This window comes from Epilithonimonas hungarica (assembly GCF_900102265.1).
Taxonomy (GTDB): Bacteria; Bacteroidota; Bacteroidia; order Flavobacteriales; family Weeksellaceae; genus Epilithonimonas; species Epilithonimonas hungarica.
On sequence record NZ_FNBH01000002.1, the window covers coordinates 18,238 to 39,194 of the forward strand.

Consider the following 20,957-nt stretch of genomic DNA (forward strand, 5'->3'; position numbering starts at 1 on the left):
TTTGGTCTATAACCTGGCGGAGAGTGAGGGATTCGAACCCCCGGACCTGTTACAGTCAACAGTTTTCAAGACTGCCGCAATCGACCACTCTGCCAACTCTCCTTACTTGCTACGATTTCTCGTTTTCAGTGGTGCAAATATAAAAACCTTTTCCATTACGACCAAATTATATTTGCAAAAAAAATTTAATCCTCTAATTATCAAAGTCAAAAAATTACCCCTTCATCACCTGAAAGCCTAAAAGCACCATTATTAAACCTAAAATAAGACTTGATAAAGCATATAAAATCAACATTCCATAATTGCCATTTTGCCAAAGTGAGTAATTCTCCGCAGAAAAAGTGGAAAATGTAGTATAACCACCACAAACTCCTGTTATCATAAGATATTTCAAAGAATTATCTATTTTGAGAAAATAGGCCGACAAGATGCCTATCAAGAAACATCCCGTCATATTAACAAGGAACGTTCCTATGGGAAACGCACCTATGCTCCAAAGTTTCTGACTATAATTCGAGATCAGGAAACGTGCAATACTACCAAAACCTCCTCCCAAGAAGATATAAATCAAATTTCTCATCTTGCTAAATTATAAAAAACATAGAAAATCGGACTCAACTCTATCTCAATTTTATTGATTATAAATCGTATTTTTGAAAAAATCAATGATTTGAATACAATTGGAACTAAATCAAATTCCCTAATACAGTAATTTTATATTTTTGTAATAATTAGTTATGAAAAAAATTGTTCTGATAGAAGATGAGTCCAGCGTCGTTTCCTTTATAAAAAAGGGATTACAAGAATTGGGTTATGGGATTTCTGTGGCTCTGGACGGCTCTACAGGGATAAAGCTTGTGGAGGAAAACAGCTTTGATATGATCATTCTCGACATCATGCTGCCCGACATCAATGGGCTGGAAGTCTGCAAAGAGATCAGAAAAAAGAACAAAACCGTCCCTATCTTATTCCTTACAGCTTTGGACTCTTCAGAAAATATAGTATTAGGGCTAGAAAGCGGTGGTGACGATTACCTCGTGAAACCTTTCAAGTTCATAGAGCTTGTTGCCCGAATCAAATCTCTACTGAGAAGAAGCGGACATCATAACGGGCCAGAAACAACTGAGATCGATAATGAGAACATCTATCAATTTTCTGATCTAACTGTCAACGATTACACAAAAAAAGTAACCCGTGCCGGGACAGAGGTCTCTTTGACCTCAACAGAATACAAGCTCCTACTCTACTTTCTGAACAATCCTGAAAAAGTGATATCAAGAGCTGAAATACTGGAAGCCGTTTGGGGCGTGAACTATGAATTAGGAACAAACGTTGTGGATGTCTATGTCAATTACCTCAGGAAAAAATTGGACAATCAGGAAGATGACAAGATCATCCATACTGTCATAGGAATGGGATACGTACTTAAAAAATCTTAAACAATGTTGAAAAAAATAACAACCAATCAAACCAAGACCATGCTTCTGTTGATGTTGGTTTTTTCAGTCGTTATTCTGCTTTTCAGTGGATTGGTGTATTTTTCCATCGTTAATTTTTCCCATCAGCGTTTTTACGAATTGCTCAAGATCAGGGCAACCACCATTGTACAGATCGAAAAAAGCAAAGAGCATCTCGACATCCCGGAAAATCATATTCTGAACAGCATGAATGACGAAGAGCTGCCAATGGAAAGAGACTATGTATTTGCTGTCCCTACAGACTCCAATTTCAGTACGATATCGAAGGAAGTCCATATTCCGGATTCTTTTTTCAAGAATATCGTTAAAAAAGGTGAGGCTAATTATAACGATAAAGAGTTCTATTACATCGGGCAATCCTTCAGGTCAGATAACAAAGAGTACATTGCTATCGCCTCTGCAAAGAACCATTATGTGGTCTATTATCTCGGGTTTCTGAAGAGAACATTGATCACTTGCATGATCCTCTCTCTCTTCTTTTCCATGATATTTTCGTTTTACCTTTCCAAGACCTTGTTCAGACCTATTCTCAAGATCACCGGAAAAGTAAAGGAGATCAGTTCAGAAAACCTCCACTTGAGGCTAGAAGCACACCCTGGGAATACAGAACTGAATGAACTTGTCGATACCTTCAACGATATGCTGAACAGGATAGAGACCTCCTTCGAGACACAGAATCATCTGATCGGTAACGTCTCTCACGAGCTCAGAACACCTCTTACCTCGATCATGGGAGAGGCAGACGTAGCGCTATCTATTAACCGATCCGAAGAGCATTACCGGGAAACCCTTCAGATCATCCTGAACGAAGCCGAAAAACTCGATAGAAAGATCAAGGCCTTATTGATGATCGCCCAGACCGGTTTCGACGGGAAGATCCAGAAAATGGACAAAGTAAGGATGGACCAGCTCCTCTGGGATGTGATCGATACGGCAAAAAGGATCAACTCCAAGAACAATGTCTATATGGACATTAGCATGCTGCCGGACAACCCAAAAAAACTGAAAGTACAAGGCAACGAGCAACTCCTGCATCTTGCCATGGCAAACATCATCAACAATGGCTGCAAATACTCCAACTTCCAACAGGTAAAAGTATCTCTTGGCGCAACGGACAACCACCTTTATGTGATCATCAAAGACAGTGGGATCGGGATTCCGGATTCTGAGATGGACAAGATCTATGACCCTTTTTTCCGTGCATCCAACACCAAGAATTATGAAGGCTACGGGATCGGGCTGCCACTGGCAAGAAACATTATCAAGATGCACAACGGAGAGCTACTGGTAAACTCCAAGATCAATGTCGGGACAACAGTTCAGATCCGTTTTCCGATCTTTGTTCCCACAGATATCTGAGGATTAAAATTTAAAAAACCTGAATTCGGGATAAGGAATTTATTTAAATAATTGTATATCAAATACAAATGCATTATCAATAGCGTCGGGCTTTAGCCCGATGTAAAGATTGTAATTCAAAATCGGCTTCAGCCGAAATTTATGATAAGTTTTAGCTAAAGCTAATCTTCTTTTTCAATCTTTAAAATGGGCTAAAGCCCATTCCTATTGATATTATAAAACTTCTCTTATCCCGAATTCAGGTTAAAAAAGTAAAAAGCGGTCAAAGGACCGCTTCTATTATCTATTGAGGAAGATTCTTATCTCGCGGCGCATCGGCAAGATTAGAGTTCTTCGCCGCTTTCACCAATTCGTTTACATCGGCGTAGAACAGTTGCCAGTCCGGGACGTCTTTCATGGCCGTGATCAGGCTGAGGAAAGATTTCAAAGACTTTTCCAGATCTTTGCGGATTCCCGATGCTGTTTTTCTGATTTCTAAGGTCGGCATTCGCACCAGCCTGAACGGCAAATATCTTTTCGAAATCTGCCTGCCTATCCTTCATGTCATCGAAGGCGGCTGTGAGCTTCAGGTCTTTGATCTTTTGAAAGTTCTCCGCTTTCTCCAGTTCCTCGATCAGCTTTTTCATCTGTGCGGTTTGGGAAGAATAGCTCATCCTGTCTAGATTGAGACCGAACTGTTTGAAGATTTGATAAAGATCTTCTGCGGATTGATAGCTTGGTAAGGTGACCATTTTGCGATAACTGTTGAGGAAGGCTTTCAGAGTTGTGAAAGCAAGGTCTCTTTCATTATCGCTATTTGCAACATCATTTCCTTTTCTGCTGAATGTCATTTTGGTATAGACGGCATCATAATCTGCATACTTTAGCTTAAGTTCCACCAGAAGCGGATGACCATCGATAACTGGATAATTCCCCGACTCAGATGTGTTGATGGTTCTGTGCGTGAGCGTCGCTAAGTCTTTCGTGCTTAGCCTTCTTAATGTGATTTTCATAAATCAAATGTGTTTTTGTTAATAATTTATTTAACTAATTCTTTGTTTAAATATATTATTTTTTTGATTTCTGACAAAACAACCTGTTTAGACTAAAAATATTTTGTGTTTTAGTTTAAACAACCTGTTTGGAGAAAAAACAAGTTGAGGTTTTGTTTAATCGAGTTGTTTTGGCAAAAAACATTTTGTGTTTTAGTTTAATTGAGTTGTTTGGAGAAAATGACAGTTGTGGTTTGGTTTAATTGGGATGGTTGGGGGTTGGGTAGTTTTTGTTTTTTTTAATTTTCAGTATTAGTACGGAAAAATAAAGTTCAATTTTTCCATATCTTTGGTTATAACTTAATTTCGAAGAAACTAAATTATTGAATATTTGAGCGTTAACACACATAACTATGATAAAAATTTATTTTACCGATTTTTTCCAAATTGAAAAGGAAGTCTTGGAAAAATATGGTTGTTTTAACATTTCCTTAATAAATGATTTACCATTATTTATAGATCCTTTTTTGCTTTTTGGAAGCAAGAACCAAGAATATCAAAAATTACATAGTGATATTTTAAAGTATCTAGCTTTTTTAAAAGAAAAATCAGAAGAAGGAAACCTTAACACTGGTGATATTAGTGCTTGGTATCTATTTCCTGAAGTAAAACAAAATTGGTTCGGTTACAGTAAATTTGGTAATGGTGGTAGTGGTTTGGGTCCAAAATTTGCGTCATCAATGTCTTCTTCTATGAAACTTATCTATGAAGATTTAGGCTCCGAAGTAGTTACACAAACATCACATTTAGAAAAAGCAACTCTATTTGAAATAGGCGTTGGAAAAGATAATATAAGTGACTTTACCACAAACTTGATAAAAGAGTTTCTTCTTAATTACACAGAAAAATTTGCATTAGAAAATCTAAATGAAAATCAAGTTAAAAAAGTCAAAGTCAACAAAGTTTATTTCGACTATGCTTTAGAAAGATGGATGCCAAAGGAATATACTTTACCTTTCATTTTCGATGACTATGTAATATTAACACCTCGAGACTTATTAACAAAAGACGATAACTGGATAAACGGAAATGATTTACGTGGTGATTTTTATCAAGTATGTTCAGGCATATCAAACCAGCAATTACGTGCCGAAATTAATAATTTTTACAGAAAAAAATTGCCCGCACCTACAGAAAAAAAGAAAATAACAAACAAAGATCGGGCAAAAGCAATTCAAGCGACTATCAAACAATATCCAGAAATAATTAATTGGTATATTAAGTTGAAGGAAGAAAATAAAGAGGGCGCAAAAAATATTTCTAAAAAAAATGTGGAAGAGATAGAAAGTATTTTTATTAACAGAATTATTGAATTGGTTGAAAATTTAGTTAATGAAACAAAATTCTATGATATACCACCTGATTTTTCTTATAAAGCTTCATTGGACAGAGTCAATTTCTTAAAACAAGTAATTGAAAACAACGATGGATATCGATTATTCTACATTAATGGAGTGCCAATTAAAAGAGAAGATGATTTGCAGATAATCTATCGACTTACATGGTTTGCATCTAACTATGACGTCAATAGGGAGACTAATAATGGAAGAGGGCCTGTTGACTATGCTATATCTAAAGGCGCTAAAGATAAAACTTTGGTTGAGTTTAAATTAGCATCTAATTCAAAACTTCAGCAAAATCTAGAAAATCAAGTGGAAGTATATGAAAAAGCAAATAATACAACAAGTTCAATAAAAGTAATTTTATATTTTGACAGCACTGAATATGCTAAGATTACAAGAATTCTTAATGACTTAAAATTAAACGATAAAGAAAATATTGTTCTAATAGATGCGGGAAGAAAAATTTCAGCATCAAATGTAAAATAATTTTCAAAAAAACCTGCTTCTCAGCAGGTTTTCCATTTATATAAACTAAAAATCTTAATGTCCAGACTTAGCATCCGCATCCTGTTTCACATGACCAAGATACTTAGTACAATAAGCCCCAAAAATCAATATCACCAGATAACAGAACACAGGAATCACAAAGGAATGCTGAACGCCAAAAACGTCCACCAGATAACCCTGGAAAATAGGAACAATTGCGCCGCCCAAGATTGCCATTACAACCAAAGATGAACCCTGGCTTGTGTATTTTCCTAAACCGGAAATGGCTAATGTATAAATATTAGAGAACATGATCGAGTTGAAGATCCCGATCCCCAGGATGCTGTACATTGCCAATGGGCCTTGATTCAACATTGCGGAAATCAATAAAACAACATTCACTGCTGCGAAAATGGATAAAGTTCTTGCCGGAGCAGATTTCCCGATAAAGAATGCTACGAAATTCAAAGCAATAAAGACAAGGAAAAAGCTAATCTGTGAAAACGTCAGATCAACAATACTGAAAATCACTAAAAACACTGCAGCCGCCGCACCCAGCATATACAAAGCTTTCTTACCTTGGCTAATCGAATGGTTCAATGAAATTGCTCCAAGGAAACGCCCGATCATCGCACCACCCCAATATAGAGAAAGATAGTTTTTACTTACAGACTCGGTAAGATTCATGACCTGTGGTTGTTCCAAAAAGCTGATGATGAAACTTCCAACTGCCACTTCCCCGCCAACGTAACAGAACATCGCCAAAACCCCGAACTTCAAATGATTAAATTTCAAAGCACCAAAACCTTTTACCAGCTCCTCGCCTTCTGTTTTGAAATCAGGAAGTTTTACACGTGAGATCATCAAAGCAACCAATAACAGGATCGCCGCAAAAATCAGATAAGGAATTTTAGTAGCTGATGCGGAAAAAGAACCATCTGCCTCGGAGAACAATTCGAAGATCAAATGTCCTCCCAAAACCGGCGCAATCGTTGTTCCGAATGCGTTGAAAGCCTGGGTCATATTCAGTCGGCTGGATGCCGAATCTTCTGGTCCCAAAAGAGAAACGTAGGCATTTGCCGTAATTTGTAACACTGTAAATCCTAAACCTAAGATAAATAAGGCTCCTAAAAATAAAGGATAAGAAGAAAAACTCGCAGCTGGATAGAATAGAACGCAACCTAATGCCGCCAGGAAAATCCCGAAAAGAATTCCTTTTTTGTAACCCACTTTATCGATCGGGTCGCCTTTGGTCGTTGAAATTAAAAAATAAATTAATGAGCCGATAAAATAAGCGCCAAAGAAACAGAACTGTACCAACATCGACTGAAAAAATGTCAGGCTGAAAAGCTGTTTCAAGTACGGAATGAGGATATCATTCATACAAGTGATGAATCCCCACATAAAAAACAAAAGGGTAATAGTAACTAAAGGAACTGTGTAATTCCTTTTCGATTGTACTTCATTCGTCATAATCATTCATTTAAAAAGTGCCTAAAGATAGTCTGTTTTGTTGATAAAAACTCAAATTGAGATATTAAATTTATCATTACTTATCATATTATTTATTATTTAAATACATAAGTTTTTAACTCATTTAAAATGATTCGATAGCCTCAATGTGACATTTCTAAAAAAACATTTAGTATTAGAGATGTCACACTGAGCCCGTCGAAGTGTCTCATCTTACGGTTTCAAATCTTCAAACTGTTTGTCCGCAGGGAAAACGTGCTGTACTTTTTCAACCACCAATTCTTTTGGAACTGAGAAATCTGTAGTTTGTTTGATATCTAAAGAAGATGCTCCAACAGAAATTTTATAATTTCCGGCTTCTGCAATCCACGCAGATTTTGCAGTTTCAAATGAAGCCAAATCTTTTGGATTAAGAGTCAAAATAATCGTTTGAGATTCTCCCGGTTTCAAATCTTTGGTTTTAGCATACGCTTTCAGTTCAGATTTTGGTTTGTCTATATTTTTTCCCGGAGCTGAAACGTACAATTCTACCACTTCTTTTCCGGCAACTTTTCCAATATTTTTCACATCAACCGTAACTTCTAATTTATTATTAAAAGTTGTTGAATTGGTTTTAATATTTGAATAAGCAAAATCCGTATAAGACTTTCCATAACCGAATTCATAAGAAGGTTTTACACCAAATGTATTGAAATAACGGTATCCAACATACACACCTTCCTGATACGTCACATCTTTCGGATTATCCGCAGGAATTCCTGGAAAATTCTTTGCTGAAGCATGGTCTGCATAATTCACAGGGAAAGTCATCGTCAGTTTTCCTGATGGATTTACTTTTCCTGAAACAACATCTGCAACAGAATGTCCACCTTCCTGTCCCGGCTGCCAAGCCAAAAGAATAGCATCAACTTTATCTTTCCAGGAAGCGGTTTCGATAACACCGCCAATATTTAAAATAACAACCACTTTCTTCCCTTTTGCGTGGAAGGCTTTGGAGATTTTATCCAGCATTTCGATTTCTTCCGTTGCTAAATTGAAATCATCATTCACCACTCTGTCACCACCTTCTCCTGAGTTTCTTCCCAACGTCACAAAAGCGATTTCCGAAGTTTCCGCTTTTTTAGCATAGAATGCATCATCCAGTTTTATTTCGGGAAGTCTTTCAGGAAGTGCTAAAATTCCTCTTGCTTTCCTTCTTTCTTTTTCGGCAGCGACTTCTTTTTCAGCAAAGGGCTTGTATAAATCAACCAATTCTTTGTCTAATTTATAACCGGCCGTATTCAATCCTTCCAATAAAGAAACAGTGTGCTTGTTGTTCACACTTCCGCTTCCTGTTCCGCCTGTAATCCACGCATAAGAGGTCACCCCGAATAATGAAACTTCTTTCTGCTTGCCTGCAAAAGGTAAAGCATTTTGTTCATTTTTAAGCAAAACCATACCTTCTGTTGCTGCGTTTCTTGTTACTTCTGCATGTTCAACTAAGTTGGGTTTATCATTGTATTCATATTGCGCAAAAGTGGGCGTTTTGAAGACATATTCCAGGATTCTTCTCACGTTGAGGTCGGCCACCTGCTGAGATAATATCCCTGAATTTAAAGCTTCCAGCAACACTTTTTTCTGTGTGGGAATTCCCGGCATCAAAAGGTCGTTACCTGCATTCATCTGTTTTACAACATCGGAAATGCCTCCGTTTCTAATGGATTCAAATCCGGGGAAACCACCGAACCAGTCGGTCATCACAATTCCTTTAAAGCCCCATTCGTTTCTCAAAACCTGAGTCAGTAAATCTTTTGAATCTGATGTATAAATACCATTCACTTTATTGTAAGAAGACATTACCGTCCAGGGCTGAGATTCTTTAACGGCGATTTCAAAATTTCTCAGATACAATTCCCGCATTGCTCTTTCTGAAACGTGAGCGTTGATGGTCAAACGGTTCGTTTCCTCATTATTCGCAGCAAAATGTTTGATGGATGTTCCTACACCTTGAGACTGGATTCCGTTCACAATAGAGGCGGCTGTTTTTCCGGAAACTAAAGGGTCTTCCGAATAATATTCGAAGTTTCTTCCGTTCAAGGGGTTTCGCTGGATATTCAGGGCTGGTGCTAAAAGTACGTCCACACCGTATTCTTTCACTTCATTTCCCATTGCTTTTCCAACCTGCTCCAAAAGTGTTTTATTCCAGGTTGAAGCTAAAGCAGTTCCCACAGGAAATGCCGTTGCATAATACGTTCTGGAATCATTTCCCCTGGTCGGGGCAATTCTCAAACCTGCAGGTCCATCTGCCACAACGGTAGCAGGAATTCCGAACCTGTCGAAATTAGCTGTTCCACCTGCTGCACCGGGAACCAAACCTTGCTTTGAGTCTCCGACAGGTCCTGTCAGAACTTCAATTCCGGGCATTCCTGTTCCAATCAGAAGGTTTACTTTTTCTTCGTTGGTCATTTGCTTGATGATGGCATCGATTCTTTTGTCCATCGAAAGACGTGTGTCTTCCCAAACATCTAATTTTCCGTTTTTGTTGGAATCTTTAAACGTTTTTCTGTCAACCGTTACTGTTGCATTTTTAGTCTGAGCATTCGCAAACGGCGATGCAGCCAATAAAGCCAGAAATAATCCTGAATATTTTGCTTTCTGAGAAAGTCCTATCAGCGTTGATATATTCTTTTTCATTTGTAAATATTTATATTAATTTGATTTTTTGATAGAATTTATCCTATCCTTTATTAAAGTGTAGCTTTGGAACTCTATAAAATCTCTCGCTGATTATTCAGATGAAGCTGATTTCTCAATTTTATTATGTGCAAAATTTGCCAATCTGCGTGAGAATTTAATCAATACAATCTTTATGAATTAATCAGATATTATAAAAACTTGTGGAATCTCAACCAATCTAAATACACATCCGACCATTTGTCAACAGGCAGATTCTGTTTTCCCATTCCGAATCCGTGACCGCCTTTTTCGTAAATATGAAGTTCTACAGGCTGATTGGCATCGTGCCATTTGGAGTACAATAAAATAGATTTCGGAGCCAGTTTTAACTGGTCATCGTCTGCAGCGCAAATGAATAATGGAAGCGGAGATTTCGGAATTTCTGCATCTAAAATTTCCTGACTTGGACCACCATAAATTGACGCTGCAAAATTTGGTAATGTTGAAGCATCTTTACTGTGAAGAACGCTTTCTAAAATCACACTTGCACCCGCTGAAAAACCGATGACGCCTAATTTTTCAGGATTGATATTCAATTCTTTTGCGTGGGTTCTGATGTAGGAAATGGCCGTTTTGATGTCGTCTCCAGCCATTACTTTGATTGGAGCTGTTTTTGCGTCAAATGCTTTTCGGTCTTTGATGCCTTCCATCATTTCTTTTGCAGGGTCGTTGGATTTTGTTTCCAATAATCGGTATTTTAAAACGACTGCCGTGATTCCGTTTTCTGCTAGTTTTTTGGCAACATCAATTCCTTCTCTGTTGATAGATAAACTTTGAAAACCACCGCCCGGAGCGACAACGATTACCGTTCCATTGGCTTTTGCTTTATCAGCTTCAAATAATAACATTGAAGGTTGCGCTACGTTGAAAACAACTTCTGTTTTGAACAATTCATTAAATTGCTGCGCTTCTTTTTGTGTCCAGTTTTCTGTTCCCGGTGCTTTTCCTTTGTATAATGGAATTGATTTTTGAGCGTTGATGGTTGTTAAACCTGCAAGAAATAAACTTGCTATGATTAATTTTTTCATTTTGATTTTAAATTTTTTAACGCAAAGAGCGCAAAGGTTTTTCTTTATTTGATTCGTCGTTTTTAAGTTCGCAAAGGCGTTTCACTTAACTAAGAAATACAGCCTAAATTGACAGTTAGTTTGTCATTCCGTAGGAATCTAGACTTAGTTTGCAATATCATTGTTGAGATTCCTACGGAAAGACAAAAATGCGGTTGATTTTGAATGTCAGTTTTAACAGGAATCTCACGCAGCCCGACTTGAACGGAAATCCTTTTTGCGTAAACTTTTAGTTCTATTTAAACTGAAATCTTCTGCAAAAAAGATTGGGAGTGGAAGGCGGAAATAGCTGCCCCAACAAATATTTGAAAGAAATGAGACCGAACCTAATGCCCGGTCTCAAGACATCAATTAACTAATTTTTGATGAATTATTGCTTATGATATTTTTGAGTTCTGGCATCTTTAATCACACCAGACCAGTTCATTCCATATCCGAAATCGTAGTTGTGGCCTTCGGAATCTTTGTGCGTTTCCATATCGTACGGCACATCTTCTTTCTGCTTTTCAACCGTCGTCATATTTGCAGGCATCTGAAGTGGAAGCAATCCAGAAGGTTCGTATTTTCCGGTTACAATATCCACAACTGCCTGATTGGATACATTGAAATTCATCAGAATTGCATCGGCGTGTTTTTCAAATTCATTAAAAATCATCGGCTTGGAAGCTGTGATAGAAACGATGACAGGTTTTCCGTTCATTGCTTTGTAAGCATTTTCTATCGCTAACAAATCTGCGAAATTGGTCGCTGTGGAAGTTTTGTTTTTGAACGTTCTGTCGTGTACATTCGGTGCAACAACAGGGTCTCCCGCTGCGATACTTTTTTCACGAGCTTCGGTTGCCGTGTACGTCTGATATTGAAGAGAAATCGGGACATAACCGTTTCCGCCTTCTTTAGCATCGATGTCGCTGTAACCACCTTCTTCACTGTGCGGACTTTTCACGAAAACCAGAGCAAAATCAGCTTTTGCAGGGTCGTCTGTGACGTTAAAATGTTTCTTCACTTTTTCGATATCGACAGGATATTCCAAAGATGGTCCGGTGTAAACTCCCCACCAGTTGAAGGTTGCAGGAGAATATCTTTTCGGAATGTAAACCGTTTTTCTTTCTTTAATCGGAAGAATATTGGCTTTGTTTTTCAACATCACGATAGATTTTACCTGAGCTTCGTAACCTGCTTTCATAAATTCAGGATTCCCAACGATTTTCTTGGTTTCTTCAACGTTAACGTAAGGGTTTTCAAACAATCCGGTTCTGAAGAAATTTCTCAATAAACGAACCGCAGACTGCTCAAATTTTGCACGATACGCTTTTTCACCGTGTTCCTTTACGCCCATTTGATAGGCTTCCAAAACAGGAGCTTTGTCGTTGTTTCCTCCGAATTGATCAACTCCGGCTTCTAACACTTTGTAATGACGTTGAGCGATTGACAATTTTTCTGCTCCCCAAGGTTTTCCGGCAAATCCTCCCGGAGATTTTGGTTCATCTGCGGTAATTAACCAATCGGTACAGACTACGCCGTCGTATTTGTATTTTCCACGGAGTAAATCGGTGATTAAGTATTTACTGTAACCGTTTCCAACGTTTTCTCCGTTTTTCGTATCTTGATTAAAACTAATCGTATAATAAGGCATTACCGCAGAAGCTTCTTTGGTTCCGCCATTTAATTTAAATGCACCTTCCGTAAAAGGTTTTACGTGATTCTGGAAATTATTTCCCGGATAAACCGCAAATTTTCCCATTGCCCAGTGACCGTCGCGACCGCCTTCTTCAGGTCCGCCTCCAGGCCAGTGTTTCACCATTGCATTCACACTTTTAATTCCCCAACCGTTTTTACTTCCGATGGTTGTCTGGAAACCGTCGATGTATCCTCTTCCTAAATCTGCGGTCAGTTCCGGACTTTCGCTGAAAACGTAAGCGATTCTATACCAACGAGGTTCTGTTCCTAAGTCAATCTGAGGTGATAAAGCAGTTGAAATTCCCAATGCTCTGTATTCCTGAGCGGCGATATTTCCGAATTTCTTCACCAATTCCGGGTCGAAAGTTGCGCCCATCGCCAAACCGTCTGGCCAAAGTGAAATCTGTCCGCCTGCTCCTTCATTAAATTCTGCCGTTACCGTTGCCGAATGTCTCGGGTCTGTACTGTTGTTGGCAGGAATTCCCAATCCTAAACCTTCGATATAAGCCTGAATATTGTTGCTCCATTTTGCGGCAATTTCCGGAGATTCTACCGTTGTTACCAAAACGTGACGAAGATTATCATCTTTTAAAAATTTCTTTTGCTGGTCTGTTAAATCAAAAGCTTTTGCACCGCTTTCTTTGTAAAACATTCCGTTGTATTTTCCTGCTCTGAAACCGTCTGCAGGAGCAGGAACCGATTGGTGACCACTGTATAACATTAATCCTGCAATCTGCTCAACGGACATTTTTGAAGCCAAATCTTTGGCTCTTTCGTCAACCGGAAGTCTCCAGTCTTCATATTTGTCAAGCTTTCCGTTTTTGTTTAAATCTTTGAATTTATTTCCGCCAATCGTCAAAATTTTAACACCAGAATCTGCAGAATACCCCAAAACCGGACCTTTGGAATTGGTTACAATCTGAATGTTTTGCGAAAATGCTGTTATTCCTAAAAATAAGGCTGCAATATTTAAAACTGTTCTTTTCATTGTTTTAAATTTTAGAAATTAAAGCTTACAGAAAACTGACCTGTTAATGGCATAATGTAAGTTCCCGTCAATAATTTTCCGTAGTATGGACTTGCATCGGTAATCAGTTCAGCACCATTGATGGTTCCGCTTGCTCCTCTTTGGTTCAGGAAGTTGATAACTGTTGCTCCAAGGTTGATGTTTTTATTAACCGTATAACTTACCCCACCAAAAGTTTCCCATCTTGGTGCGAAATATAAAGCGTTGGTAAGGTTCGCATATTGTTTTGAGAAATATCTGAAACTTGCCCAGAATCTCCACTTGTCAATCGTATAACTTGGGTCGATTTCCATTAAAGTTTTAGCAACACCCAACACATTGTTGTCGCTGTAGTTATATGAAGTTCCGAATGCATCAAAATTAAATTTCTTGTAAACCGGATTCTGGAACGTCACCAAATAATGCAAGTTAAATCCTTTGAATGGCTTTAAAACAAAATCCGTTGTCCATCCCAATGTCTGAATATCGTAATAAACCGTTGCAACCTGCGCCTGAGAACTGTTGGCTGGATTTACAAGATTGTATCGGTTCAGGTTGTTATTTTTCTTAAGATAGGTCGCCTGAGAAATCAGCTGAATCCAGTCTGTGTTCCAGAACACTCCGATTGCACCAAGCGGACTTTTAATTTTATTGGTATTGGGTTCAAAAGCCTGTGAATAACTTTCCAGTCTTCTGTTTTCCTCGGTGTAAAGCGCATTGGCGATTACTCCAAAGTTTTTACTGATGTTATAAGTAGCATTTAAGCTCCCTCCAATCTGGTAAAAGCTCTGATTAATCTGGTTGAACTGGCTCGGGTCTGTGAAAACGAATCCGACTGTTCTTGGCGTAAGAGAATATTCTCCGTCAATGATGTGATTTCTTAAATGTAACCCATAGCTTAGGTTAAAGTTATCAGAAACTTTCCATTCATCTGTTCCATAAACAGACAGTTTATTTTCTGTTCCGCTGTGGTATTCTGCGCCAGCATTGTAGTTGTAGAAACCGTCTACGTCTGTGTTTGGACCGATTAATCTTTGAGGCTGCGCGCCAACCGTCTGGTAGAAGAAAGAACGGTTTGAGGTGAATTTATCGATGTGATAATATTGCTCCAAAACACCTACGGTAAGGTTATGATTTCCCACCTGTTTGTTCAGTGAAAAACGTCCTGCAACACTCGTAATCGGCGTTTCTGGTGTGTACATTGCCAACTGTGTTCCGACTGGACCTGAATATGCCTGTCCGTTTGAAGCAAGTGTGTAACCAGCCCCCGGCGTAGCATTGAAAATACTTAAAGGAATGCTGTTAGCCATTTTTACTTTTGAGAAGTGGGCTCGAGTTGAGAATTTGAAATTCCAGCCGTTATTCAGCAAATAATTTCCGACAACGTCAATGTTATGAGAGCTAGACCTGTTATCATTCCCTGCAAGGTTTGCAAAATAGGTCTGTCCGGAAAGAACGTCTTTAAACTTCATATTTCCCTCACGCACCACATAAGAATCTCTACCGATTTTGAAGTTATCCAGCTCGGTTACCTTACCTTCCGGTCCGTATTCGAAAACCGCATAATTGGTGAGACTGTACGAATCGGCATATTTGTATAAAACTGAGATTTTACCCTTATCGTCATTGAAATATTTGGTTAAACCGGCTCTGAAAATCTTTGTTTCATCGGCATTTCTGGCAAAACCCAATTTATAGGTGCTCGGGTCAAAATTGGCGAAGGCACCAACTGTGTACGTCCAGCCGTTTTTAGATATCGGACCCGAAACATTGGCATCACCCTGCAGCCAGCCGAAAGTGCTTGTTGTAAATTTTCCTTTGACTTTTAAATCCTTTGTTCCGATTTGAGAATAAGAGTTGACTGCAAAACCAAGGTCGCCCATTGTGTTGGCCAGCTGGTCCATTTTCAAAAGTCCTGTTTTTTCCAGGCCTACACTTTGCCTCCAGGTTTTGTTGGGAAGTTCCGGCCAGAAGAAGTAAACGGCAGGCAAGTCATTTTCAAGAATTGTAATTCCACCAACTGTGGATGGCAAACCGATATTCACGTCTCTCGGACTTGTGTTGTTGGCCGCGTTCAACATTACGTTTCTGTTGTTATCTTCTTTTGAAGATGTGGTCACAGTTTTTACGCCTTCCTCTGTTTTAGCTACATTCAAAGCTTTTTTCACTGCAACAGTATCGGTTTTTTCCTGTCCGAAAGCTGTAGTGAAGGAAAGTATCAATCCAAGGGCTGATAATTTCAAAGTTGATTTTCTCATTTTCAGTTATATATATTTTAATTTTCTTTCAGAAAAAACAACAAGAAATATAGCAACATCAAAATATGAAGTTGTAAATAACACAATGATATTGAGGGAATTTACTTCTGAATTATTTCGGTTTGAAATCGAATTTTTGCTGCTGAAAAATTTCTCTATTATATTTTATTATTCTCTTTCTTTTTAATGCTTCATATAGAAGCATTACAATTGTACATCAAAATTTTTTAACTTACAAGTAAATATTAATAAAATTTAACATTTATCATAAATATTTGAAATTCAAGTATTTAATCACTTAAAATCAAGTTTCAAACCATTGATTCATAAAGAATCAATGAAAAATAACAAAAATAACATTTACCATTTTTACAGGTTAGAGTGTATTATTCCTATATTAACTAAAATTAATGCTAAATTTGCCTGTCTAGACTTTAATGAAACAGATGGATTCTAAACAACAGATTTTGCTTCGTTCTAATGAAGCAAAAGAAATTTACTTACCACATATTTCTGCAGACCCTGTTATTTTCGGCTTTGAAAATAATGGTCTAAAAGTGCTTATGCTCCAAACGAATTATCGTCAAAAATGGTTACTTCCAGGTGGCTATGTAAGAAAAGATGAAGACCTAGACGACGCCGTAGTAAGGATTTTAAAAGATAGAGCCGGTATTTCCGATGCCTACATGGAAGAGTTCGGGGTTTTTGGTAAAAAAGACAGAAGTGAATTCTTTTTTGAAGATTTTGATGAGACTTTGTTTCATAAGCAGCGCTTTATTTCCATAGGCTATTTAGCACTATACAATCCATCCAATACTATACTTGTAAAGGACGATATTAGTAATGCCTGCGATTGGATCTTTCTTGATGAGTTGGACAATATTGATATTGCAATGGACCATCGTGAGATCATAGAGAAAGCCTTACTTACATTAAGGGAAAAAATATCCATCAAACCTATAGGTTACAATCTTCTTCCTGAAAAATTCACTTTATCCGAATTGCAAAAACTATACGAGACCATACTGGGAAAAGAACTTAATCGGGGAAACTTTTACCGAAAGATCAAAAATCTTGGAATTCTGAAAAAGCTTGACGAACGTCGCCGAGGGGGCGCACATAAAGCTCCGGACCTCTACTCCTTTGATGAGCAGAACTATAACAAGGCTCTGGAAAATGGTTTGAACAATTGGTAAACCATATTATTCCCTTCCAGGTATAATTAATATGCTTTATTAGTAATATATTCGTATAATAAAAGTCTTTGTTATGAGAAAAATAATTCTTTCGATCTGCACCATTGCTATTCTACAATCTTGCGTGGTCTCAACTGCTGCAAAAGTAGTGAAAGGTGTTGCAAAAGTAGGTTACAAAACTGTAAAGGGCACAGTAAAGGGTGTTAGCTGGGCGGTAAGCAAAGCCAATGGTAAAATAGATAAAGACCGTATAGATGGAACCTGGAAAGTCATAGGTGTTTATAAAGGTTCTTTCGAAACTTTTAGCAATGACCAAGCTCCCGACAGCTCGTTCAACAGTGAATGTGTAGAAGGTTTTGATCAAATTGTTTTCAATTCCAAAAGGTCGAAGTTTAAACCTGTCCATTGTAGTACAGAGAAAGAAGACTGGCAAAAGTATGATTTTGAATTCGGGAAAAATCCTCTGACGAAAGAGAAGGAAAATTATATCGAGTATAATTCCAACAACTATATTTCTGTAATTGATATCAATAGCAAAACAATGGTCCTAGAAGGAAACCTGATGCCTAAATTGGCTTTTTCCGGAGCTAAACTTTACCTATTGGAAAGGATTAAGTAATCATAAAAAACGGATAAATGATATTTTCTACAGTAACACTATAATAAATAAAGCAGTGATGCGTGTGAAAATCAAACTTCCGAATGCACCATCCTGATTTTGAGTCTCACGATATATTCTCCTGTTCCATGTATTCCCATTATATTTTTTTCAAGTGTACTGAAAACCATAATACTAAAAAAAACAAAAAAAAGCATTGAAAATCAATGCTTTTACTTGCAGAAAGGAAGGGATTCGAACCCTCGATACAGTTACCCGTATACTACCTTTCCAGGGTAGCTCCTTCAACCACTCGGACACCTTTCTAATTGAGGTTGCAAATATAATGAAATATCCCGATCCCCAAAATATTATTGAAACTCTTCTGTAACTTCTCCACAAATATTTTTGGTGAAAATTTCTGAGAAGCTTTTATTGTATTTTGGATTTTTTAAAATGTGCATACATTTTGTGATTGCAGATTCCGCGGTCATATCTTTTCCGCTGATAGCTCCGATTTTTGTAAAAATATTACTGTTGCTGTATTTTCCAAAGCTAATCCCGCCAGAAATACATTGGCTTATCACTACAATCTCAATTCCTCGAGACCTTAACTCCTGAAGAACCGATTGCGTTTTATCGTTATTGAAGATCGTCCCTGAACCAAAAACCTGAAGAACAATTGCTTCCGGAGTTTTAAGTTCTAATAAAGATCCGAAGTTCATTCCCGGGAATATCCTGTAGAAAAGAACATTTTCATTGAGATAAGTATCCAGTTCAAATTGGCCTCTGGAATTCCATAGCAAATCTTTTTCTATGTTAAGATGGACACCCGATTGTCCCAGGATAGGATAATTCGGACTTTGATAAGCATCAAAAAATTCGGCTGAATATTTCAGGCTTCTGTTTCCGCGGAGAAGTTTATATTCAAAATAAACAGCTACTTCTTTTATAACCGCTTCATCATTTTCATAAAGACTGGCGTAATATAAACTTGTCAAAAGATTTTCTTTCGCATCTGTCCGCAAATCTCCAATTGGTAATTGAGAACCTGTCAGAATCACTGGTTTTCCAAGATTCTTAAGCATAAAACTAAGCGCAGACGCTGTATAAGACATCGTATCGGTTCCGTGAAGGATCAGGAAGCCATCAAAAGCATCATAGTTTTTATGAATCCATTCCGCAATCATTCGCCATTCATTAGGCCCCATATCAGAAGAATCAACAGGCTTTTCGAATGGATGAACAGAAACCTCGCACTCGAGAAGATTCATTTCCGGGATTCTTTTGAAAATGGTGGAAAAATCAAACGGAACCAGACTTCCTGTGGTGTAATCTTTTTCCATACCGATGGTTCCGCCGGTGTATATTAATAGGACTTTTCTTTTCATAAGAGAATGTTGATTCGAAGGTGAAAACTGCAGCCCGACTTGAACGGAGCTCTTTTTCTTTTTTTGCCAAAAAAGAAAAAAGCGGGAGTGGAAGGCGGATTAAGCTGCCATAGAAAACCTCAGCAAAAGTAAAATTTTAATCTGAATCGGGAAAATAAAAAATGCCCGTTAAAAAACGAGCAGTTTATTTGTATTTAAGTTAAATTATTTAACCAAAAGAATGCTGGCAATCTGATTTGCCAACTCAGTTCCGATTCTGTCCTGAGCTTCTTCCGTAGCTGCACCTGTGTGAGGTGTCAAGGAGATTTTCGGATGCGTCAAGATTTGTTCAGAAGGCGTTGGTTCGTTCTCGAAAACATCAAGACCTGCAAACGCTAATTTTCCGCTGTCAAGTGCTTCTATCAAAGCTTCTTCGTCAATCACACCTCCTCTAGCACAATTTACGATCGCTGCACCAGTTTTCATTTTTGCCAATTCCGTTTTTCCGATGATCGGGCCATTCTGAGCAGGAACGTGAAGCGTGATAAAATCTGAGTGCTGAATCAATTGCTCCAACGGCTCCGTTTCTATCTCCACATTAATATATTGCTGATTGTAGAAATCTACACGTACACTTGCTTTCCCGATTCTCGTATCAGAAGCAATCACTTTCATTCCCAATCCAAGGGCGATTCTTGCAACTTCTTGTCCGATTCTTCCGATTCCTACGATTCCGATAGTTTTCCCTCTCAGTTCGATTCCAGCTTCATATTTTTTCTTAAGTTTTGCAAATTCGGTATTACCTTTCACAGGCATTTGTCTGTTAGAGTCCTGAAGAAATCTGCTTCCTGAAAAAAGATGCGCAAATACCAATTCCGCTACAGACTCCGATGAAGCTGCCGGCGTGTTGATCACGTGTTTTCCTTTCTCTCTCGCATAAGCAACTTCGATGTTGTCCATTCCTACTCCACCTCTACCGATGATCTCCAGACTTGGACAGTTGTCCACCATTTCCTTCGTCACTTTCGTTGCGCTTCTTACAAGCAAAACCGTTACCTGATTTTCGTTGATATAAGCGATCAGATTTTCTTGAGCCACTTTGTCTGTGATTACCTCAAATCCATTTTCTTTAAGAGCATCTATTCCAGACTGTGTTAATCCGTCATTAGCAAGTACTTTCATTATAAATTGTATATTTTTTTGAAGAACAGAATATGTTCGTTAATTAATTGGTTTAGGAACTTGACCCCGCTTTTTTCTGATTTTATAAAATCACAGAGTCAATCGGGGCTATGGGCTTTTTCATCAAATCAAAAATTCCCGAAAGTTTGAGGCTCGGGAATTTTTTGATCAGATATATTTTTAGTCACGAAAAACTTCTATGGTCACTTGTTTTTCAACCATATCCGTGAATTTCCCTTTGTATCTCGTTGCCTTCACAAGGTGATTGTCTATCCAATGGTAGTTTCCACCTCTTGGTTTTCCAAGCAAAACGCTATGATACTTGAAACCGTGTTTGTTCAACCAAGTTTCTGTAATTTCTCTCAAATCTTCGGTTCTGGAAGTGAAGAAACAAATCTGATGACCCTCGTCATACCACTTATTAATGGTTGCCAAAGCATCCGGAAATGGCTCGCAGGTCACCATTCTTTCTGGTTCTTCATTAGGAACATCATCTGTAATCGTTCCATCGATATCGATAAGGTAATTCTTCACATCACCTTTCAGCATTGGGCTCAGATGTTCTTTGTATTCTAATTCCATATTTGTTAAAATTGAAGTTGCAAAATTATATATTTCTACTCGGACTCACAAATTATTATTAAAAGCTTAATAAAACTTTAATTTTATAGAAAATTTTTAAGAAAAATATCCTTTTAGTTTTACCAAAACCCTTCTT

At 37.9% G+C, this 20,957-nt stretch carries 15 protein-coding genes and 2 tRNA genes; 5 read left to right on the plus strand and 12 right to left on the minus strand.

Annotated elements, in window-relative coordinates; translation table 11 throughout:
• Positions 1 to 14: 14 nt before the first annotated feature.
• Positions 15 to 102 (minus strand) — tRNA-Ser (locus BLT30_RS07375).
• A 112-nt stretch (positions 103 to 214) separates the two neighbouring features.
• On the minus strand, positions 215 to 580 hold the full coding sequence (gene crcB / locus BLT30_RS07380) for a fluoride efflux transporter CrcB (RefSeq protein ID WP_089872964.1): 366 nt from the start codon (positions 578 to 580) through the stop codon (positions 215 to 217).
• Positions 581 to 737: 157 nt separating this feature from the next.
• On the opposite strand from crcB, the gene BLT30_RS07385 reads away from it, so the two are divergent.
• Both BLT30_RS07385 and BLT30_RS07390 read left to right on the plus strand, forming a co-directional pair.
• Positions 738 to 1,439, plus strand: coding sequence for a response regulator transcription factor (locus BLT30_RS07385; protein ID WP_089872965.1), 702 nt, complete (start codon positions 738 to 740; stop codon positions 1,437 to 1,439).
• A gap of 3 nt (positions 1,440 to 1,442) precedes the next feature.
• Positions 1,443 to 2,837 carry a HAMP domain-containing sensor histidine kinase gene (locus BLT30_RS07390; protein ID WP_089872966.1) on the plus strand — a complete coding sequence of 465 codons (1,395 nt, stop codon included), beginning with the start codon at positions 1,443 to 1,445 and terminating at the stop codon, positions 2,835 to 2,837.
• A 323-nt stretch (positions 2,838 to 3,160) separates the two neighbouring features.
• On the opposite strand, the gene BLT30_RS07395 is transcribed toward BLT30_RS07390, so the two are convergent.
• A complete protein-coding gene (locus tag BLT30_RS07395; protein ID WP_245707143.1) occupies positions 3,161 to 3,829 on the minus strand; it encodes a DUF6261 family protein in 669 nt (222 codons plus the stop codon).
• A 392-nt stretch (positions 3,830 to 4,221) separates the two neighbouring features.
• On the opposite strand from BLT30_RS07395, the gene BLT30_RS07400 reads away from it, so the two are divergent.
• Positions 4,222 to 5,697, plus strand: coding sequence for a hypothetical protein (locus tag BLT30_RS07400; protein ID WP_175487153.1), 1,476 nt, complete (start codon positions 4,222 to 4,224; stop codon positions 5,695 to 5,697).
• A gap of 54 nt (positions 5,698 to 5,751) precedes the next feature.
• Here the strand turns inward: BLT30_RS07400 and BLT30_RS07405 are convergent, their stop codons facing one another.
• The 5 genes from BLT30_RS07405 to BLT30_RS07425 form a co-directional block, all read right to left on the minus strand.
• Entirely contained in the window at positions 5,752 to 7,170 is a 1,419-nt protein-coding gene (locus BLT30_RS07405) for a sugar MFS transporter (RefSeq protein ID WP_245707144.1), read from the minus strand.
• A 213-nt stretch (positions 7,171 to 7,383) separates the two neighbouring features.
• Positions 7,384 to 9,843 (minus strand): glycoside hydrolase family 3 N-terminal domain-containing protein, encoded by a 2,460-nt coding sequence (locus BLT30_RS07410; RefSeq protein ID WP_089872968.1) that lies wholly within the window; start codon positions 9,841 to 9,843, stop codon positions 7,384 to 7,386.
• A 191-nt stretch (positions 9,844 to 10,034) separates the two neighbouring features.
• Positions 10,035 to 10,913 carry an alpha/beta hydrolase gene (locus tag BLT30_RS07415; protein ID WP_089872969.1) on the minus strand — a complete coding sequence of 293 codons (879 nt, stop codon included), beginning with the start codon at positions 10,911 to 10,913 and terminating at the stop codon, positions 10,035 to 10,037.
• 409 nt (positions 10,914 to 11,322) lie between these two features.
• Entirely contained in the window at positions 11,323 to 13,617 is a 2,295-nt protein-coding gene (locus tag BLT30_RS07420; protein ID WP_089872970.1) for a glycoside hydrolase family 3 protein, read from the minus strand.
• A gap of 11 nt (positions 13,618 to 13,628) precedes the next feature.
• Entirely contained in the window at positions 13,629 to 15,893 is a 2,265-nt protein-coding gene (locus BLT30_RS07425) for a TonB-dependent receptor (protein ID WP_089872971.1), read from the minus strand.
• Between the two features lie 446 nt (positions 15,894 to 16,339).
• Here BLT30_RS07425 and BLT30_RS07435 point away from each other — a divergent pair, with 446 nt between their 5' ends.
• Both BLT30_RS07435 and BLT30_RS18175 read left to right on the plus strand, forming a co-directional pair.
• Complete coding sequence (locus tag BLT30_RS07435; protein ID WP_089873706.1) at positions 16,340 to 17,089, plus strand: NUDIX hydrolase; 750 nt, start codon at positions 16,340 to 16,342, stop codon at positions 17,087 to 17,089.
• Positions 17,090 to 17,162: 73 nt separating this feature from the next.
• Entirely contained in the window at positions 17,163 to 17,708 is a 546-nt protein-coding gene (locus tag BLT30_RS18175; protein WP_089872973.1) for a hypothetical protein, read from the plus strand.
• A 219-nt stretch (positions 17,709 to 17,927) separates the two neighbouring features.
• Here BLT30_RS18175 and BLT30_RS07445 read toward each other — a convergent pair.
• From BLT30_RS07445 to BLT30_RS07460, 4 genes are all read right to left on the minus strand, one after another.
• Positions 17,928 to 18,014, minus strand: a tRNA-Ser gene (locus BLT30_RS07445).
• Between the two features lie 44 nt (positions 18,015 to 18,058).
• On the minus strand, positions 18,059 to 19,078 hold the full coding sequence (locus BLT30_RS07450; RefSeq protein ID WP_089872974.1) for an asparaginase: 1,020 nt from the start codon (positions 19,076 to 19,078) through the stop codon (positions 18,059 to 18,061).
• A gap of 204 nt (positions 19,079 to 19,282) precedes the next feature.
• Complete coding sequence (locus BLT30_RS07455; RefSeq protein WP_089872975.1) at positions 19,283 to 20,239, minus strand: D-2-hydroxyacid dehydrogenase; 957 nt, start codon at positions 20,237 to 20,239, stop codon at positions 19,283 to 19,285.
• Between the two features lie 180 nt (positions 20,240 to 20,419).
• On the minus strand, positions 20,420 to 20,821 hold the full coding sequence (locus BLT30_RS07460) for an LNS2 domain-containing protein (RefSeq protein ID WP_089872976.1): 402 nt from the start codon (positions 20,819 to 20,821) through the stop codon (positions 20,420 to 20,422).
• Positions 20,822 to 20,957: the final 136 nt, after the last annotated feature.